15 protein-coding genes and 1 pseudogene are annotated in these 18,320 nt (G+C 55.7%); 5 read left to right on the top strand and 11 right to left on the bottom strand.

Annotation, left to right across the window (positions count from 1 at the left end; all coding sequences use genetic code 11):
- A partial coding sequence (gene barA, locus RT340_RS14165) for a two-component sensor histidine kinase BarA (RefSeq protein ID WP_313376628.1) occupies positions 1 to 2,446 on the top strand: 2,446 nt, incomplete at its 5' end.
- 195 nt (positions 2,447 to 2,641) lie between these two features.
- Here the strand turns inward: barA and RT340_RS14160 are convergent.
- From RT340_RS14160 to RT340_RS14135, 6 genes are all read right to left on the bottom strand, one after another.
- Positions 2,642 to 3,781 (bottom strand): glycerate kinase, encoded by a 1,140-nt coding sequence (locus RT340_RS14160; RefSeq protein ID WP_211729267.1) that lies wholly within the window; start codon positions 3,779 to 3,781, stop codon positions 2,642 to 2,644.
- A gap of 85 nt (positions 3,782 to 3,866) precedes the next feature.
- Positions 3,867 to 4,751, bottom strand: a complete 885-nt coding sequence (gene garR / locus RT340_RS14155) for a 2-hydroxy-3-oxopropionate reductase (protein ID WP_034823058.1) — start codon at positions 4,749 to 4,751, stop codon at positions 3,867 to 3,869.
- A 19-nt stretch (positions 4,752 to 4,770) separates the two neighbouring features.
- Entirely contained in the window at positions 4,771 to 5,538 is a 768-nt protein-coding gene (garL, locus tag RT340_RS14150) for a 2-dehydro-3-deoxyglucarate aldolase (RefSeq protein ID WP_097117971.1), read from the bottom strand.
- 52 nt (positions 5,539 to 5,590) lie between these two features.
- A complete protein-coding gene (gene gudD / locus RT340_RS14145) occupies positions 5,591 to 6,922 on the bottom strand; it encodes a glucarate dehydratase (RefSeq protein ID WP_058961510.1) in 1,332 nt (443 codons plus the stop codon).
- Positions 6,923 to 6,932: 10 nt separating this feature from the next.
- Complete coding sequence (locus RT340_RS14140) at positions 6,933 to 8,279, bottom strand: enolase C-terminal domain-like protein (RefSeq protein ID WP_097117973.1); 1,347 nt, start codon at positions 8,277 to 8,279, stop codon at positions 6,933 to 6,935.
- A 9-nt stretch (positions 8,280 to 8,288) separates the two neighbouring features.
- A complete protein-coding gene (locus RT340_RS14135) occupies positions 8,289 to 9,635 on the bottom strand; it encodes an MFS transporter (protein WP_058961512.1) in 1,347 nt (448 codons plus the stop codon).
- Positions 9,636 to 10,141: 506 nt separating this feature from the next.
- Between RT340_RS14135 and garD the strand changes: the two genes are divergently transcribed.
- A complete protein-coding gene (garD, locus tag RT340_RS14130; protein WP_211729268.1) occupies positions 10,142 to 11,701 on the top strand; it encodes a galactarate dehydratase in 1,560 nt (519 codons plus the stop codon).
- Between the two features lie 118 nt (positions 11,702 to 11,819).
- Here the strand turns inward: garD and RT340_RS14125 are convergent, their stop codons facing one another.
- The 4 genes from RT340_RS14125 to syd form a co-directional block, all read right to left on the bottom strand.
- On the bottom strand, positions 11,820 to 12,266 hold the full coding sequence (locus tag RT340_RS14125; protein WP_034823070.1) for a flavodoxin: 447 nt from the start codon (positions 12,264 to 12,266) through the stop codon (positions 11,820 to 11,822).
- Positions 12,267 to 12,278: 12 nt separating this feature from the next.
- On the bottom strand, positions 12,279 to 13,058 hold the full coding sequence (truC, locus tag RT340_RS14120) for a tRNA pseudouridine(65) synthase TruC (RefSeq protein ID WP_211729269.1): 780 nt from the start codon (positions 13,056 to 13,058) through the stop codon (positions 12,279 to 12,281).
- Entirely contained in the window at positions 13,058 to 13,384 is a 327-nt protein-coding gene (locus RT340_RS14115; protein ID WP_097117977.1) for a YqcC family protein, read from the bottom strand. Before RT340_RS14115 ends, truC begins: the two co-directional genes overlap by 1 nt.
- Positions 13,385 to 13,973: 589 nt before the next feature.
- A complete protein-coding gene (syd, locus tag RT340_RS14110) occupies positions 13,974 to 14,522 on the bottom strand; it encodes a SecY-interacting protein (protein WP_211729270.1) in 549 nt (182 codons plus the stop codon).
- A gap of 62 nt (positions 14,523 to 14,584) precedes the next feature.
- On the opposite strand from syd, the gene queF reads away from it, so the two are divergent.
- From queF to xni, 3 genes are all read left to right on the top strand, one after another.
- Positions 14,585 to 15,430 (top strand): NADPH-dependent 7-cyano-7-deazaguanine reductase QueF, encoded by an 846-nt coding sequence (gene queF, locus RT340_RS14105; RefSeq protein ID WP_160833100.1) that lies wholly within the window; start codon positions 14,585 to 14,587, stop codon positions 15,428 to 15,430.
- 186 nt (positions 15,431 to 15,616) lie between these two features.
- On the top strand, positions 15,617 to 16,972 hold the full coding sequence (gene ppnN, locus RT340_RS14100; RefSeq protein ID WP_034823077.1) for a nucleotide 5'-monophosphate nucleosidase PpnN: 1,356 nt from the start codon (positions 15,617 to 15,619) through the stop codon (positions 16,970 to 16,972).
- Between the two features lie 38 nt (positions 16,973 to 17,010).
- A complete protein-coding gene (xni, locus tag RT340_RS14095; RefSeq protein WP_058961520.1) occupies positions 17,011 to 17,766 on the top strand; it encodes a flap endonuclease Xni in 756 nt (251 codons plus the stop codon).
- A 333-nt stretch (positions 17,767 to 18,099) separates the two neighbouring features.
- Here the strand turns inward: xni and RT340_RS14090 are convergent.
- A pseudogene (locus RT340_RS14090) lies at positions 18,100 to 18,320 on the bottom strand (23S rRNA (cytidine(2498)-2'-O)-methyltransferase RlmM); the annotation flags it as partial.

Here is an 18,320-nt window from a genome sequence, read left to right as displayed (position 1 = left end):
CTACGTCACTTCGAACAACAACCAAAATCTGGCGTTGTTGCAGAAAGAAGACATCTCGACGCTGGAAGATGGTGTCTCCGTCGAGCGCCACGGCAATTTGATGGTGCTGCGAACCCCGATTATCTCCGAACGCTATTCCGTAGACGAACTGCCCGGAGAAGATGCCAAACCGGCGGGTAATCCGTTGGGGTATGTGGCTATTAAACTCGATCTGCAATCTGTGCGGCTGGAGCAGTACAAAGAGGTGTTTGTGGCCACTTTGCTCTTACTGTTTTGTTTGTGCATCGCCATGCTGTTTGCCTATCGTCTGATGCGCGACGTCACCGGGCCAATTCGTAACATGGTTTCCACCGTGGACCGCATTCGTCGCGGCCAACTCGACAGCCGCGTTGATGGCTACATGATGGGAGAACTGAGCATCCTGAAAAACGGCATCAATGCCATGGCGATGTCGCTCACCGCTTATCACGAAGAGATGCAGCAGAATATCGATCAGGCCACCTACGATCTGCGTGAAACCCTGGAGCAGCTAGAGATTCAAAACGTCGAGCTGGATTTGGCGAAGAAGCGCGCGCAGGAAGCGGCGCGTATTAAATCAGAATTTCTCGCCAATATGTCGCATGAGTTACGAACACCGCTCAACGGAGTGATTGGCTTTACCCGTCAGATGCTGAAAACCGGACTGAGCACCAACCAACGCGATTATATGAGCACCATTGAACGCTCGGCCAATAACCTGCTGAGCATCATCAACGATGTGCTGGATTTCTCAAAGCTCGAAGCCGGCAAACTGGTGCTGGAATCGATCCCCTTCCCGCTGCGCGCCACGCTGGATGAAACGCTGGTGCTGCTGGCACCTTCGGCACATGACAAAGGACTCGAGATCACCGTTTGTCTGGAAAAACAGGTGCCGGATAATGTGATTGGCGACCCGCTACGTTTACAGCAGATCATGATTAACCTGATTGGTAATGCCATTAAGTTTACTGAGCAGGGGCACATCGATTTGCGTGTTGAGCTGCGTAGCCTGAGCACCACGCGCGTTGAACTGGAAATTCAGGTACACGACACCGGCATTGGCATTTCTGAGCAGCAACAGTCACAGCTGTTCCAGGCGTTTCGTCAGGCCGATGCGAGTATTTCCCGCCGCCACGGCGGCACTGGTTTGGGTCTGGTGATCACGCAAAAACTGGTGTCGGAGATGGGCGGAGAGATCGCGTTCCACAGCCGTCAGAATCAGGGATCCACTTTCTGGGTGCACGTTCATCTCGATCTCAATCCCAACGCGCCGCCCATTCCGCGTATGCTGGAAGATCTGCGCGCCATCCCGTTAGCCTATATCGAACCCCATGCGGCGGTGGCGAAAGCGGTGCAGGAGATGCTTAGCATCACGCCGCTGCAGGTTCAGCATTTCACTTCACTGGAAGCGCTGCCGGATACCCGCTTCCCGCTGTTGTTGATGGGATTGCCGGTGAACGATCCTCACCCCGCCACGCTGCCGGATGCTTTAATTCAACGGCTGCGCGCCCATGCCGATTCGGTACTGCTGGCGCTGCCCAGCGAGATGATGCTGTTCGCCGACGATTTGCGCGCACGAGGCATCGCCGGCTGTATCGCCAAACCCGTCTCACTGACGCGCTTGTTGCCGATGCTGCTGGATTTGCACAGTTTGCATAACGATGCCTTACCGCACAGTACCCGCCAGCCGCTGACGGTGATGGCGGTGGATGACAATCCTGCCAATCTGAAGTTAATCGGTGCGCTGCTGGAGGAGCAGGTTCAGCACATCATTCTGTGCGACAACGCGGAACAGGCTATCCGCCAGGCGCGTTTACACAAGCTGGATGTGATTTTGATGGATATCCAGATGCCGGATATCGATGGCATTCGCGCCAGTGAAATTATCCGTAGCCTGCCGCTGCATGCCAATACCCCGATTGTCGCGGTGACCGCGCATGCGCTGGATGGCGAGCGCCAGCAGCTGATTGGCGCCGGGATGAATGATTATCTGGCGAAGCCGATAGACGAAGGCAAACTGAGCCAGCTGTTGCAGCGCTATGCCCCGAACCCCACGGCGGCACCCACACTACTGCCGGATGTTGCGCCATCGCTCGACTGGGCGCTGGCACTGCGTCAGGCCGCCAACAAACCGGATCTGGCGCGCGATCTGCTGCAGATGCTGCTGGATTTCCTGCCGGAGGTGGAAGCTCGCGTGGAGGGTTCCATGGCCAGTAACGATGTTAATGGCCTACGCGAGATCATCCATAAGCTGCACGGCAGTGCCAGCTACAGCGGCGTGCCCAGACTGAAACAGCTGTGTCAGCAGCTGGAAAAGAGCCTGCATCAGGAGAGTGATATCGAAGCGCTGGAGCCGGAATTGCTGGAGTTGAGTGATGAGATGGCGAACGTGGCGCGTGAGGCCAGGAAAGTGTTGGGCGTGGGATAACGGAACGTTTCATGCCCTCTCTTAAGCACAAGAGAGCGCTAATCGAGCATGGTTAAAGAATGACTCGTCGTCTCAATCATCGCCACCAACGGTCCCCTCGCCCGATAACGGGAGAGGGTTAGGATGAGAGGGGCGCGCCTGTAAGGCCTGCCCCACATTGTTCGCTGCCACGACATTGCGCGCGATTAGCCGCATCTATAAGGCCTGCCCCACCTTGATTGTTGCCGCCACATTGCGCGCGGTCAGTCGCACATTCTGCGCCGCATTGGCTAACGCATCCTCCAGTGAGCCAATGCTAAACAACACGCTGAATACCGCATCCAGCCCGTGCTGATGCACCACGCCAACATCTGCGGTTAAACTGCCCGCAATGCCAATCACCGGTTTGTTAAACTGCTTTGCCACCTTCGCCACACCAATCGGCACTTTGCCGTTAATGGTCTGGCTATCAATACGCCCTTCGCCGGTAATCACCAGATCGGCATCCTGCACCTGATCCGCTAACGCAAGGGCTTCCGTGACGATCTCAATACCGCGACGTAGCTCGGCCTGGCAAAACGCATGCAGTGCCGCGCCCATGCCCCCCGCCGCACCGCCGCCCGCAATGTGCAGCACATCAATGTCTAAATCGCGATGGATAATCTCAGCGTAATGCGCCAGCGCTTTATCCAGCTGCTGCACCAGTTCCGGCGTGGCCCCTTTTTGAGGACCAAAAATCGCCGAAGCCCCCTCTTCACCGGTCAGGGGATTAGTGACATCGCAGGCCACTTCAATGCGGCACTGCTGAATACGTTTATCCAGCTGATCGATTTCAATCCGCGCCAGCTGCGGCAGTGCGCCGCCGCCAAAGGCAATCTCATTGCCCTGCTGGTCCAGCAAGCGAGCGCCCAGCGCCTGCATCATGCCGGATCCCCCATCGTTGGTGGCGCTGCCGCCAATGCCAATAATGATGTGGTCAACACCGCGATCGAGCGCGTTTTTAATCAGCTCGCCAGTGCCATAAGAGTTGGTGATCAACGGGTCACGCTGCGCGGCCGGCACCAATTCCAGGCCGCTGGCTGCCGCCATTTCAATAAAGGCGCTGCGCTCATCACCCGATAATCCATAAAATGCCTCAACCGGCGCGCCGAGCGGTCCGGTCACCGTTAATCTGACAATACTTCCATGCGTCGCCGCCACCATGGCTTCTACCGTGCCTTCGCCACCGTCGGCGACCGGTATTTTCACGTATTCGGCGTCGGGAAAAATTTCGCTAAATCCCGCTTCAATCGCCGCAGCCACTTCCAGGGCGGACAAACTCTCTTTATATGAATCCGGTGCGATGACAATTTTCATAGGCAATCCGAGCGCGATGGATGACGGAGTTCCGTCCTGCTAATGCAGTAAGCTGTCCGGCATCCGCAAACACCGGACAGGCAAACTACCGGGTGATCTCGACCTGAGCTAATTTTTCATAATAGCAAGCCAGCGCACTATGGTCAGATGTGCCCTTGCCGTCGACTTTCAGCGCTTGCATCATTTCCATCACCGCAGCCGTCAGCGGCAGATGCGCGCCAATGCCGTGTGAAGTGTCCAGCGCATTCGCTAAATCCTTGATGTGCAGATCGATGCGGAAGCCTGGCTTGAAGTTACGATCGAGCACCATCGGCGCTTTGGCATCGAGTACCGTGCTGCCTGCCAGCCCACCACGAATCGCCTGATAAACCAGTTCTGGGTTCACACCGGCTTTGGTTGCCAGCGACAGCGCTTCGGACATCGCCGCGATGTTCAGCGCCACAATCACCTGGTTTGCCAACTTAGTGACGTTACCTGCACCGATATCGCCGGTGTGCACCACCGAACCGGCCATGGCTTTCATGATGTCATAGCACTGGTCGAATACCGCTTTATCGCCGCCAACCATCACAGACAGCGTGCCCTCAATCGCTTTTGGCTCGCCGCCGCTGACCGGCGCATCCAGCATCTTGATGCCTTTTTCTGCCAGCGCATCGTGCACTTCACGGCTGGCCAGCGGCGCAATCGAACTCATGTCGATCACAATCAGTCCTGGCTTCGCACCTTCGATAATCCCGTTGGCGCCGAGGCAAACCTCTTTCACCTGCGGTGAGTTCGGCACCATGGTGATCACCACATCAACCTGTTCGGCGACCTCTTTTGGCGTTTTCGCCACGGTAGCGCCCAGCTCCACCAGCTCGGCTTCATTGCTGACGTTGTGGTCACGTACCACCAGTGAATAACCGGCTTTCACCAGGTTTTTACTCATCGGTTTGCCCATAATACCGAGGCCGATAAATCCAATTTTCATTGCCTTTCCTCTTCGTCAGTTATTTCTTAAATTTGTCACACAGCGCCTGCGTGGCGTTGCGGAAAACACCGAGATCGCTGCCCACGGCAACGAATGTGGCGCCCCATTCGAGATAACGGCGCGCGTCGGCTTCCACCGGCGCCAGAATGCCGCTTGGCTTGCCCGCCGCTTTGGCACGTTCAAAGATGTGTTTGATTACTTTCAGCACTTCAGGATGTGCAGGCTGACCGAGATAGCCCATCGCCGCCGAGAGATCGCCCGGTCCGACAAAAATGCCATCCACGCCGTCAACGGCAGCAATCGCATCGATGTTATCCACCGCCTGCTGCGTTTCGATCTGCACCAGCACTGTGATGTTGTCATTGATGGTGGCGTTGTAATCCGGCAGCGTGCCGTACATATTGCTGCGATGCGAAACCGACACGCCGCGAATGCCCGCTGGCGGATAACGCGTTGACGCCACGGCGCGAATCGCCTCTTCCTCGGTCTCCACAAACGGCACCAGGAAGTTGTAGAAACCGATATCCAGCAGGCGTTTGATGATGATGGGTTCGTTGCACGGCGGACGCACCACCGGCGCACTGTGGCTGCCCTTCAGCGCCATCAACTGCGGGATAAAGGTGGTGATGTCGTTGGGCGCGTGTTCGCCATCCAGCACCAGCCAGTCAAAACCCGCCAGACCCAGAACTTCGGTGGAAATCGGGCTGGCAAGTGCGCACCAGCTACCAATCAGGGTTTCCCCTGCCTGCAAACGGCGACGAAAGTGGTTCGGCCAGGCATTGCTCATTGTCTTTACTCCTGTCTGTTACAACAGGCGCCCGCACGGGGCGCCGGAAACATTAGCGCACCAGGCACGGACGCTTGTTATCGAAGGTCCAGTTCGGCACGAGGTACTGCATCGCCTGCGCATCGTCGCGCGCGCCCAAACCGTGTTTCTGATACAGCGCATTGGCCTGCATGACCTGATCCATATCCAGCTCGACACCAAGACCCGGTTTTTGCGGTACCTGTACCATGCCGCCCTTGATCTGGAACGGCTCTTTGGTCAGGCGCTGATTGCCCTCCTGCCAGATCCAGTGAGTATCGATGGCGGTAATCGCGCCCGGCGCGGCAGCGGCCACGTGGGTGAACATCGCCAGCGAAATATCGAAGTGGTTGTTAGAGTGCGAACCCCAGGTCAGGCCGAAGTCATGACACATCTGCGCCACGCGCACTGAACCTTGCATGGTCCAGAAGTGTGGATCCGCCAGCGGGATATCCACCGATTGCAGCGACAGCGTGTGGCCCATTTGGCGCCAGTCGGTGGCGATCATGTTGGTGGCGGTCGGCAAACCGGTTGCGCGACGGAATTCCGCCATCACTTCGCGGCCAGAGTAGCCCTGCTCGGCCCCGCATGGATCTTCTGCGTAGGCCAGCACGCCTTTGAGTTGTTTACCGAGCAGAATCGCCTCGTTCAACGACCAGGCACCGTTGGGATCGAGAGTGACGCGCGCCTGCGGGAAGCGTTTCGCCAGTGCCGTGACCGCTTCGGCCTCTTCGCCACCGCGCAGCACGCCGCCTTTCAGTTTGAAATCGTTGAAGCCATATTTTTCATAGGCAGCTTCCGCCAGTCGCACCACGGTATCCGGCGTCAGTGCCTCTTCATGACGCAGGCGATACCAGTCGCACTTGTCTGTTTCCTGGCTCTGATAAGGCAGCGAGGTTTTCTTGCGGTCACCGACGTAGAACAGGTAACCCAGCATCTCCACGCGGTCACGCTGTTGGCCATCGCCGAGCAGCGAGGCAACGTTGACGCCCAGGTGCTGACCGAGCAGATCCAGCAGCGCCGCTTCAATGCCAGTCACCACATGGATGGTGGTACGCAGGTCGAAGGTCTGATTGCCGCGTCCGCTGGAATCGCGGTCGGCAAAAGTACTGCGAACCAGGTTAAGGATGTTTTTGTACTCACCCACGGTCTTCTGCACCACCAGCGCCGCCGCATCTTCCAGCGTCTGACGAATTTTCTCACCGCCGGGAATTTCACCCACGCCGGTGTGGCCCGCGTTATCCTTGATAATGACGATGTTACGGGTGAAGAACGGTGAATGGGCGCCGCTCAGATTCAGCAACATGCTGTCGTGACCGGCCACCGGAATGACCTGCAGCGATGTGATTTTTGGTGTCTGACTCATTTCCTGCTCCTTATGCATGACGGCGACCGAAGGCCGGACGCTTACGGTCGAATGACCAACCGGGAACCAGATACTGCATCGCCGTGGCGTCGTTACGCGCACCTGCCGGCAGAGATTTGTAGAGGGCATTGGCTTGATGCAGACGATCCCAATCCAACTCGACGCCGAGGCCGGGCTTATCCGGTACGGCAATCTTGCCGTTGCGGATTTGCAGCGGCTCTTTGGTGAGGCGCTGATCGCCTTCCTGCCAAATCCAGTGGGTATCGATAGCCGTCGGTTTGCCCGGTGCGGCAGCGCCAACGTGGGTAAACATCGCCAGCGAAATATCGAAGTGGTTGTTAGAGTGGCAACCCCAGGTTAAGCCCCAGTCGTCGCACAGTTGCGCCACGCGCACCGCACCGCTCAGCGTCCAGAAGTGCGGATCGGCCAGCGGGATATCGACTGAGTTGAGCATCACCGCGTGATTCATCTCGCGCCAGTTGGTGGCAATCATATTGGTGGCGACCGGCAAGCCGGTGGCACGGCGGAACTCCGCCATCACTTCGCGGCCGGAATAGCCCTGTTCGGCCCCGCACGGATCTTCAGCATAGGTCAGCACCTCGCCCATGCCTTTGCACAGACGGATGGCTTCATCAAGCGTCCAGGCACCATTGGGATCGACGGTGATACGCGCATCCGGGAAACGCTTTTTCAGCGCGGCCGCGGATTCCATCTCCTGCTCGCCCGGCAATACGCCGCCTTTCAATTTGAAATCTTTGAAACCGTATTTGTCCTGTGCCGCTTCCGCCAGGCGCACCACCGCATCTGGCGTCAGTGCTTCCTGATGACGCAGGTGATACCAGTCATGGCTGGCACCTTCGCCCGTCAGATACGGTAAATCGGTTTTGCGACGATCGCCGAGATAGAACAGATAACCGAGCACGGTGACTTCATCGCGCTGTTGTCCCGGACCGAGCAACTCGGCTACCGGTACGCCCAGACATTGACCCAGCAAATCCAGCAGTGCCGCTTCCAGCGCCGCCACCGCATTGACACGCAGTTCGAAGGTCCAGGCCCCTTTACCGAAGGTATCGAAATCCGCTGACTGATTACCTTTGTGCACCTGCTGCACCAGGCGGTTCATGCGCGCCACCTGCTGGCCTTTGACCTGTGGAATCGCCTCCACCAGCGTTTGACAGATCGTTTCGCCACCCGGCGCTTCACCGACGCCGGTATGACCATCACTGTCGGTCAGTACCACAATGTTGCGGGTGAAGCAGGCGCTGTGCGCTCCACCAATGTTCAGCAACATGCTGTCGTAACCGGCAACCGGAATCACCTGCATATCGGTGATCACCGGGCTACTTTGCGTATTCATAGTTCGTCCTTATGCTCGGTGTTTCAGTTCAATACGTTTGATATCACCCGTGATGAACAGGAAGCTAAACGCAGCGACGAAGGCGTGGATCCCGACATAAATCAGCGCTCCTTCGAAAGAGCCAGAAGCGGCGATGATGTAACCGATAGCAATCGGCGTCACGATGCCGGAGAAGTTGCCGAACATGTTGAACAAGCCACCGCTCAATCCACTGATCTCTTTCGGTGCGGTATCCGCCATCACTGCCCAGCCCAGCGCACCAATACCTTTGCCGAAGAACGCCAGCGCCATAAACAGCACCACTACCCACTCAGTTTCGGTGTAGTTACACATCACCATGCTGATAGAGAGCAGCATGCCAACCACGATGGGGGTCTTACGTGCAACGTTCAGCGAACCAGTTTTGCGCATCAGGTAATCGGAAATCACGCCACCTAACACACCACCGAGGAAGCCACAGATGGCCGGAATCGAGGCGATCATGCCCGCTTTAAGAATCGACATGCCGCGCGCCTGCACCAGATACACCGGGAACCAGGTAATAAAGAAGTAGGTCAGCGCGTTAACGCAATATTGTCCGAGATAGATACCCCACATCATGCGGGTCGAAAGCAGCTGTTTGATTTGATACCACTTCTCATCCCAGCTCACTTTGCGGTCGGCTTTTTTGGCATCCATGTTGATCAACGCGCCGCCCTGCTCCATGTACTCCAGCTCAGCTTTGTTCACACCCGGATGGTTGTTCGGATCGTGCATGAACTTGAGCCAGACGAAGCTGAGGATGATGCCCAGTCCGCCCATGAACCAGAACACGTGCGCCCAGCCCACTTCGGCCACCAGCCAGCCCATAATCGGGGCGAAGATCACCGTGGCGAAATACTGCGCCGAGTTGAAAATGGCGACGGCGGTGCCGCGCTCCTGTGCCGGGAACCAGGCCGCAACAATACGGCTGTTACCTGGGAAGGAAGGCGCTTCTGCCAGGCCGACCATAAAGCGCAACAGAAACAGTGAAACGACGATGCCGAAGCCGCTGAACAGATCGACAAAGCCCTGCAGCAAGGTAAACAGCGACCAGAGGAAAATACTCCAGAAGTAAACGCGTTTTGAGCCAAAGCGGTCAAGCAGCCAGCCGCCAGGTATTTGTCCAATAACGTAAGCCCATGAGAAGGCGGAGAAGATATATCCCAGACCGACCGAATCAAGGCCGATATCTTTAGACATCGCGGAACCGGCAATCGAGATGGTTGCACGGTCACCGTAGTTGAATGATGTGACGATAAATAACATCACCACAATCCAGTAACGGGCGTTGGTGCGTTTTTGCACCGCTTCCGCTGTCTGGCTGAAACTATTCATGATGCACTCCTGAAATATAGCGAACGCTACATTCACTCTGACTGCATACACATCGCGTTGGGTATCAGAATGATGTCGGGTTAAACACGGCGATTGTTGTTATGGCAAAACGATGATGCGTCGTGACGAATAACCAAACGTTGAAGAACGATAATCAGTATAGGAACAGCCCAACCACGAGGCATTGGAAGAACGCATGATGATGAACATTGATTCATGCTGATTTTATGGCAATTGCACATATCCCTGCGGCTTAGCTCACGGAACCTGATTTTTCACCCATAGATTGATTAAGAAGCAGCCAGCCAACGTGCGCTTTGTGAGTCTGTTCACTTGTATTTGGATAAACGAACCAAACTCAGGTAATAAAACCCCAAAAAGCCAGTCAGTTGCACAATGCGCAGGCCAATACCCCTGCATATACTGAGGCTGGCAAAAAATGATGACGTGACGGAAGCATTTACAACGCGCTGCCATGTACAGCGCGACGAACTGGAAGGTGAGCAATGAACCGACCGCTAACAGAGAAACCGCTTTATATAAAAGTACACGACGCCGACAACGTGGCGATCGTGGTGAATAATCAGGGTTTGCCTGCGGGTACCCGCTTTGAGGATGGCCTGCAGCTCACCGAACACGTGCCGCAAGGACATAAAGTGGCGCTGGTGGACATTCCTCAAAACGGCGTCATCCTGCGCTACGGCGAAGTGATTGGCACCGCCTTGCGCCCGATTGCGCAAGGGAGCTGGATTGAAGAATCGCTGGTGGCGCTACCCGAAGCGCCTCCGCTCAACAGTTTGCCACTGGCGAACAATGTGCCCCCCACTCTGCCACCGCTCGAAGGATACACCTTTGAGGGTTATCGCAACGCCGATGGCAGCGTAGGAACACGCAATCTGCTCGGTATCACCACCAGCGTGCACTGTGTCGCTGGCGTCGTGGATTACGTGGTGCAAATGATCGAGCGCGATCTGCTGCCACGCTATCCCAACGTTGATGGTGTAGTAGCACTGAATCATCTTTATGGCTGTGGTGTGGCGATCAATGCGCCCGCTGCGGTGGTGCCGATCCGCACTATCCATAACCTCGCGCTCAACCCCAATTTTGGGGGCGAAGTGATGATTGTCAGTCTCGGCTGCGAGAAATTACAGCCGGAGCGTCTGCTGACCGGCACGCCGGATGTGCAGGCCATCTCGCTGGATGATCATGACATTGTGCGTTTGCAGGATGAACGGCATGTTGGTTTCGGCGCGATGGTGGATGAGATCCTTCAGGTCGCCGAACGCCATCTGAAAAAACTGAATTTGCGCCAGCGCGAGACCTGCCCGGCATCAGAACTGGTGATTGGCACGCAGTGCGGCGGCAGCGATGCATTTTCCGGCGTGACGGCCAATCCGGCAGTCGGCTTTGCTTCTGATTTGCTGGTGCGCTGCGGCGCCACCGTGATGTTCTCCGAGGTCACCGAAGTACGCGATGCAATACATCTGCTGACGCCGCGCGTGGTCGATGAAAATGTGGGTAAACGCCTACTGGAAGAGATGGCGTGGTATGACGATTATCTTAGCCAGGGCCAAACCGACCGCAGCGCCAATCCCTCGCCGGGTAATAAGAAAGGCGGGCTGGCGAACGTGGTGGAGAAAGCGCTGGGATCGATTGCCAAATCAGGACGCAGTCCGATTGTAGAAGTGCTGTCACCAGGGCAGCGCCCAACAAAGCGCGGTTTGATCTATGCAGCGACACCGGCCAGTGATTTTGTCTGCGGCACCCAACAGATGGCCTCGGGCATTACCTTGCAGGTGTTCACCACCGGTCGTGGCACGCCCTACGGTTTGGCTGCGATACCGGTGATTAAGATGGCGACGCGTAATGCGCTGGCGGAGCGCTGGCACGATTTGATGGATATCAATGCGGGCACCATTGCGACAGGTGAAGAGAGTATTGAGCAGGTGGGCTGGCGGTTGTTTGAGTTGATACTGGAGATTGCCAGTGGTCGCAAACAAACCTGGTCCGATCGCTGGGGCATTCGCAATCAGCTGGCGGTGTTTAATCCGGCTCCGGTGACCTGAGTGCGATCTCACCCTCTCCCAACAAGGGAGAGGATGCAATCTGGCGCGCCTGAAACATCATCATCTTATTTTCAGGCCGTTCAGATTGCCGCTTGCCAAAGACGAAGCGAAGGCAGAATTACAGCAGCTTACCCCAGCTCTCAACCCAAGGCGTGGTCACTGACTCAGGCTCAGGATCTTCAGTGGCATCCACCAGCAGCACATCACCGATGCGTTTGGCACTTTGCTCCTGCAAGGTGGCATCAAAAGTTTTACCCGCGCCGCAGAAGTTCTCATAGCTGCTATCACCCAGTGCAATCACGCCGTAGCGAAGCTCTGGTTGATAACCCACTTCATCGCGTATCTGCACATACAAGCGGGCAATATTGTCCGGGAAGTCGCCCTGGCCGGTGGTGGAGGTGACAATCAGAATGACCTCCTTGCTGTAAGCCTGCCAATCCGCCAGTGACGCATCCTCAAAAACTTTCACTTCGTGGCCCTGCGCTTCCAGTACCGGCTGCGCTTCTTCCGCCACCAGCAATGCATTGCCGTAAACCGTACCTGTAAAAATGCCAATCTTTGCCATCTTGCCGCTCCTTTATTCTGTTGGCTTATCCTGGACTGCCTCGTCGGCAAACTCAACCCTGGGAACCTCAGGGATCTGATGCTGCCAGCCAAAATGTTCCAGCATGCCTTGCCAGACGCGATCGAGCCCGGCGCGAATCACCAGAGGTTCTCCGGTGACCGGATGCGTCAGACTCAGCGCACTGGCATGCAGCATCAATCGATTCATACCAAAGTGCTCTGCTGCCCCCCGATTCTGCCGCAAATCACCATGGGCGCTATCGCCAATAATCGGGTGGCGCAGATGCACCATATGGCGGCGAAGCTGATGTTTACGGCCGGTGTGCGGCGACATCTCCACCAGGGTATAACGCGCGCTGTTGTAGCGACTGATCGCCACGGGCATCTCTACCTGCGCCAGTGAGCGATAGTCGGTGACGGCAGGCTGCGCGGTACGTTCCTGAGTGGCGAACTTATCGGCAATCTTATCCAGCTCTTCGACCAACGGATAATCGAGCGTCGCGCTGCCATCCAGCCAACCGCGCACCACTGCGTGATAGGTCTTCTGCATTTTATGCTGCTCGAACTGCTGTGACAGTAGATGCGCCACTTCGCTGGAGAGCGCCATTAACAGTACGCCGGAGGTGGGGCGATCGAGGCGATGCACAGTAAATACGTGCTGACCAATTTGATCGCGTACCGTTTGCATCACCACCACTTTTTCGTCGCGATCGAGCCAGCTACGATGCACCAGCCAGCCGGACGGTTTGTTGACGGCGACCAGCCATTCATCTTGATAAAGGATTTCCAGCATTAAGGGGTCGGATCCTGAAAAAGCGCGTCGAACTGGCCCAATGTCAGCAACAGGACCGCATGGCCTGGCGTGGTCGCAGGTAACGCGACTTCATAATAAGGCGTCACAGAGAAATTTTGCGGCAGTGGCGCGCCGGCTTCGATTAGCGCATGGAAACGTGGAATGAGTACCCACTGCAGCCACTCCAGCGGCTCCATGGTATTGAGACAAAAAGGCTCGGTGCTGGCGAAGGCTGCCACCTCAGGGGATTGCGTCTGCCAGTGGCCGTGTTCGCGCATCACCGCTTCGATTTGCTGCAGCTGTTGAATAACCATTTGCGACGACATACGCCACCTCCAGAGAAAAATTGGGCGGCAAGCATACCATTAGTCGTTCAACGTGCAAAAAAGGCATAAAAAAAGGGAGCACTGTGATTACAGTGCTCCCGGTTTCGTTCGCAGCATTCCCGCCACCGCTGTGCTCCCTGCTCATCCATGACAACTCTTCCTCTGCTTTCCATTGCCTGTCATCGTGACAGTTATCCTTAGCATCCTGGCCCACCACCATCCACGTGGCTCTCATTCTCCGTCCTGGAGGTGTCCCTGACTCAATCCTGAGTGTCCTGCTTCATCCTGAAGCCTTCCATGTGCCGTAAACTCCGTTACGTTCCTGCCTCCTGGCTGACATTCTCCTGAACGTCTCTTCATCCCCAGCATCCTGCCAGTGGTGACTATTCTGTCAGAAACCATCGTAATAACAAGTTAGTAAGACGCGTTAATAGATTTCTCACACTACTAATTTTAGGAGTGATGCCATAACCTTATGATTCACAATATTTTTACATCTTTGTTTTCCGGATGGCTGCAAGATGATCTAGCGATCTCTCACACCTGATGTGAGAGATCTCTTACAAACCTAACCTGTGAAATCTGCTAATCAGGCTTTAACCGGTTGTAAATCATTAAGAAATGTCTGAATACTTGCCGCCAGCACCTGGCGCTTTTTACTACCAGGCTGTTCCAGAATCACTTCACCGGAAAGATTACACAGAGCAATCACATCCTGCTCCGATTCAGTAGTCGCAATAAATAATGTTGGACTCTGTTTTAACCGGCGCTTCATGACCAGATGGCCAATCAGATTCTCCTGCAAGCGGGTAAAGTCTGATTCGCTCCACACCTGTAACAACGTTATCGGCTGCTGTTGAAAGGCTGCGGTCATATCGCCGGCAAACTGCGAGGTGTAAAAAGCACTGATTTCCGATTGCAACTGAATATCCAGTGCCCGCTCGACGGCTTCCAGCGTGGCTGGCAAGGTGAAGGGCTGTGGTTGCCACAGCACACAATCATCCAGCGTGCTGACAATACAAGGGGATGGCACACCCAGCAGATCCGAACTGGCGGGCAGATGTCCAGCCTGCTGCTGCCAATGTTGCACATAACGGGCGGTAAACTCACGCAGGGCATCTGCGGTTTGCTGCATCATTCTTCTTCTCGCTTGTGATCGGTTACACTTAGCCACTTTGATGGAATTTAGTGGTAACCGATATGTCTTCTGAAAACCGCGATCAGGCGTTAAGCGGCCTGACGTTAGGTAAGCCCACGGCTTATGTTGATCGCTACGATAACACGCTGCTGCAATCGGTGCCGCGCAGCCTGAATCGCGAACCGCTGGGGCTCTACCCGGATAATCTGCCGTTCCAGGGCGCAGATATCTGGACGCTGTACGAACTCTCCTGGCTCAACAGCAAAGGCGTGCCGCAGGTGGCGGTAGGCGAAGTGGTACTGCGCGCGGACAGCGAAAACCTGATCGAGTCCAAGAGCTTTAAGCTCTATCTTAACAGTTTTAACCAGACGCGTTTCGCTGACTGGGGCGAAGTGCGCCAGACACTCGAGCGCGATTTGCGTGCCTGCGCCAATGGCGAGGTCAGCGTGGCGCTGTTCCGTCTGGGCGAAGTGGAAGGACAGCCGATCGGCCATTTCAATGGCGATGTCATTGACGAGCAGGATATCGAGATTCACGACTATGCTTTTAACGCCGATTATTTAGTGCAGGCTGCGGGCAGTGAAGTGGTGGAAGAAACGCTGGTGAGCCATTTGCTGAAATCCAACTGTCTGATCACCCATCAGCCCGATTGGGGCTCTGTGATGATTCGCTACAAAGGCCCACGTATCGATCGTGAAGCCCTGCTGCGTTACCTGATCTCATTCCGTCAGCACAATGAATTCCATGAACAGTGCGTTGAGCGCATTTTCAACGACATTCAACGCTTTTGCCGACCAGAAGCCCTCACTGTTTATGCACGTTATACGCGCCGTGGAGGACTGGATATTAATCCGTGGCGCAGCAACGTCCCCTTCTCTCCCGGGTTTTCCCGCCTGGTCCGTCAGTAACAGATTGCGAGACGCCTCGCAGGCCGCAGCACGGATGCGTGGTTCCACTTGAGCATTCACTGCGTACAACGTTACTCTGTCAAAGGCGCTAAGGTCTAAACCTGCGCCCCGAAGGATTTTCGTCACTGCGTTCAGCAAGTTAAGCGCAGCGTCACCCGCCACGCATTTGCGTGTAAAGGAGTTCTCTTGATTACACATATCAGCCCGCTTGGCTCAATGGATCTGCTCTCCCAGTTGGAAGTCGACATGCTGAAGCAAACGGCCAGCAGCGACCTTTACCAGCTTTTTCGCAACTGCTCACTCGCAGTGCTCAACTCCGGCAGCCAGACCGACAGTAGTCAGGAACTGCTCTCCCGTTTTGAAAATTTCGACATCAACGTGCTGCGCCGTGAGCGCGGCGTCAAACTCGAACTGATTAATCCTCCGGAAGAAGCCTTTGTTGATGGCCGTATTATCCGCTCATTGCAGGCCAACCTGTTTGCCGTGTTGCGCGATATTCTGTTTGTGAATGGCCAGCTTGAGCGCAGCGATCAGAAAAACGCTGATGATTCCGCTCACATCACGAATCAGGTGTTTTCGATTCTGCGTAACGCGCGTGCGCTGCACATTGGCGAATATCCCAACACCGTGGTGTGCTGGGGTGGTCACTCGATTAACGCGGTGGAGTATCAGTATTGCCGCAATGTCGGTACGCAAATGGGCCTGCGTGAACTTAACATCTGCACTGGCTGCGGGCCAGGCGTGATGGAAGCGCCGATGAAAGGCGCCGCGGTGGGTCATGCCCAGCAGCGTTATCATGACAGCCGTTTCATTGGTCTGACCGAACCGTCGATTATCGCGGCTGAGCCACCGAATCCGCTGGTGAATGAACTGATCATCATGCCGGATATCGAAAAACGCCTTGAAGCCTTTGTGCGTATTGCCCATGGCATCGTGATTTTCCCAGGCGGCGTCGGTACGGCAGAAGAGCTGCTGTATCTGCTGGGCATTCTGATGAATCCCCATAACAGCGATCAGGTGTTGCCGCTGATTCTGACCGGCCCGAAAGAGAGCGCCGATTACTTCCGCGTTCTGGATGATTTCATCGTTAATACGCTGGGTGAAACCGCGCGTAAGCACTACAAGATCATCATTGATGATGCCGCAGAAGTGGCGCGTCTGATGAAGAAAGCCATGCCGCAGGTGAAAGAGTATCGCCGCGAAACTGGCGATGCCTACAGCTTTAACTGGTCAATCCGCATCGCGCCAGAGTTGCAGGTGCCGTTTGTTCCAACACACGAAAACATGGCCAATCTGAAACTGTTCCCGAACCAGCCTGCTGAGAAACTGGCCGCTGATTTGCGTCGCGCCTTCTCAGGTATCGTGGCAGGAAACGTGAAGGAAGTGGGCATCCGCGAAATTCGTGAAAAAGGTCCGTACAAACTGCACGGCGACGCCGACATCATGCATCGCATGGATGAACTGCTGCAGGGCTTCGTCGCACAACAACGTATGAAACTGCCGGGCAGCGCCTACATCCCCTGCTACGAAATCATTAAATAACCCACCAGGAAGGCAGCCTGCGGGCTGCCGCTATCATTATGTCGTTTCATCTTCTGATTATTGATGCTCTAAACCTGATCCGCCGTTTGCATGCGGTGCAAGGCACGCCCTGCCGCGAAGCCTGCGTCGCCGCGCTGCATCAGCTTTTAGGCCACACGCAACCGACGCACGTCGTGGCGGTATTCGATAGCCACGATCGTCACCCTGGCTGGCGGCATCAGCTGCTGCCCGATTACAAAGCGGGCCGCCCACCGATGCCGGATGATTTGCAGACGGAGATGCCCGTTATCCAGCAGGCCTTCGAGGCAGTCGGCGTGCGTTGCTGGGTCGCCGATCTCGATGAAGCTGACGATCTCGCTGCCACGCTGGCGGTGAAAATGGCCGATGCCGGACATCAGGCAACTATCGTTTCCACCGACAAAGGTTATTGCCAGCTTTTAGCGCCGAATATCCGCATCCGTGATTATTTCCAGAAACGCTGGCTGGACGTGCCTTTCATCGAGCACGAGTTTGGCGTCACGCCCGCGCAATTACCCGATTACTGGGGACTGTGCGGCATTAGCAGCAGCAAAATCCCCGGCGTTACCGGCATTGGCCCCAAAAGCGCCCGCGATTTACTCACGCAGTTCGGCACCCTTGAAGCTCTTTATCAGCAGTTCGATCAGGTTCCGGAAAAGTGGCAAAAGAAATTGCGCGACCACCAGCAGATAGCTGAGATTTGCCGCCAGGTCTCAACGTTAAAACGCGATTTGGTTCTGCAGGGGAATCTAAATACGTTGCGGTATAAGCCGTGAATGGCAGGTGCAGCGCCCTCTGCCACATAAACACGCGAATCTCTTGAGAGGTGATAGGTGATTGGTGATTGGTGCAAAAAATTGCACTGCGACGAACTTAACCCGAGAGATCCTGCGAAATAATTTGTGCTACAGCAAGGCGGCAAGTGCGAGAGTCCCCGGGAGCATACGCCAGTATGTGACCGGGGCGAACAAGCGCAGCCAACGCCGCTGTAGTGCAAAGTATGAAGCAGGATCGGCAAGTTTATTAAGTCCCCAGAGACATACATCAGTATGTGACTGGGGCGTATAAACGTAGCCAACGCACCTGTGGCGCGAAGTATGACGGGAAATTTAGCGTTCGTCGCGACGGCCGCCCACAGCCGCCCAAAGCCGGCGCACATGTACAGTAATTTCTTCCCGATCGTGATACAGCTGGCGCGCCTGAATCTGGGCATTCACGCCCTTCTCTTTCAATGCCGCATCCATCATGGCCAGATTTTGCGTCACTTCTTCATAACGCTTTTTCATCGGCAGCTTGAGGTTGAAAATCGCCTCACGGCACCAGCCGTTGA

Source organism: Pantoea sp. CTOTU50773, assembly GCF_032082325.1.
Classification (GTDB): domain Bacteria; phylum Pseudomonadota; class Gammaproteobacteria; order Enterobacterales; family Enterobacteriaceae; genus Pantoea; species Pantoea communis.
This window is presented reverse-complemented; position numbering and strand designations above follow the sequence as displayed.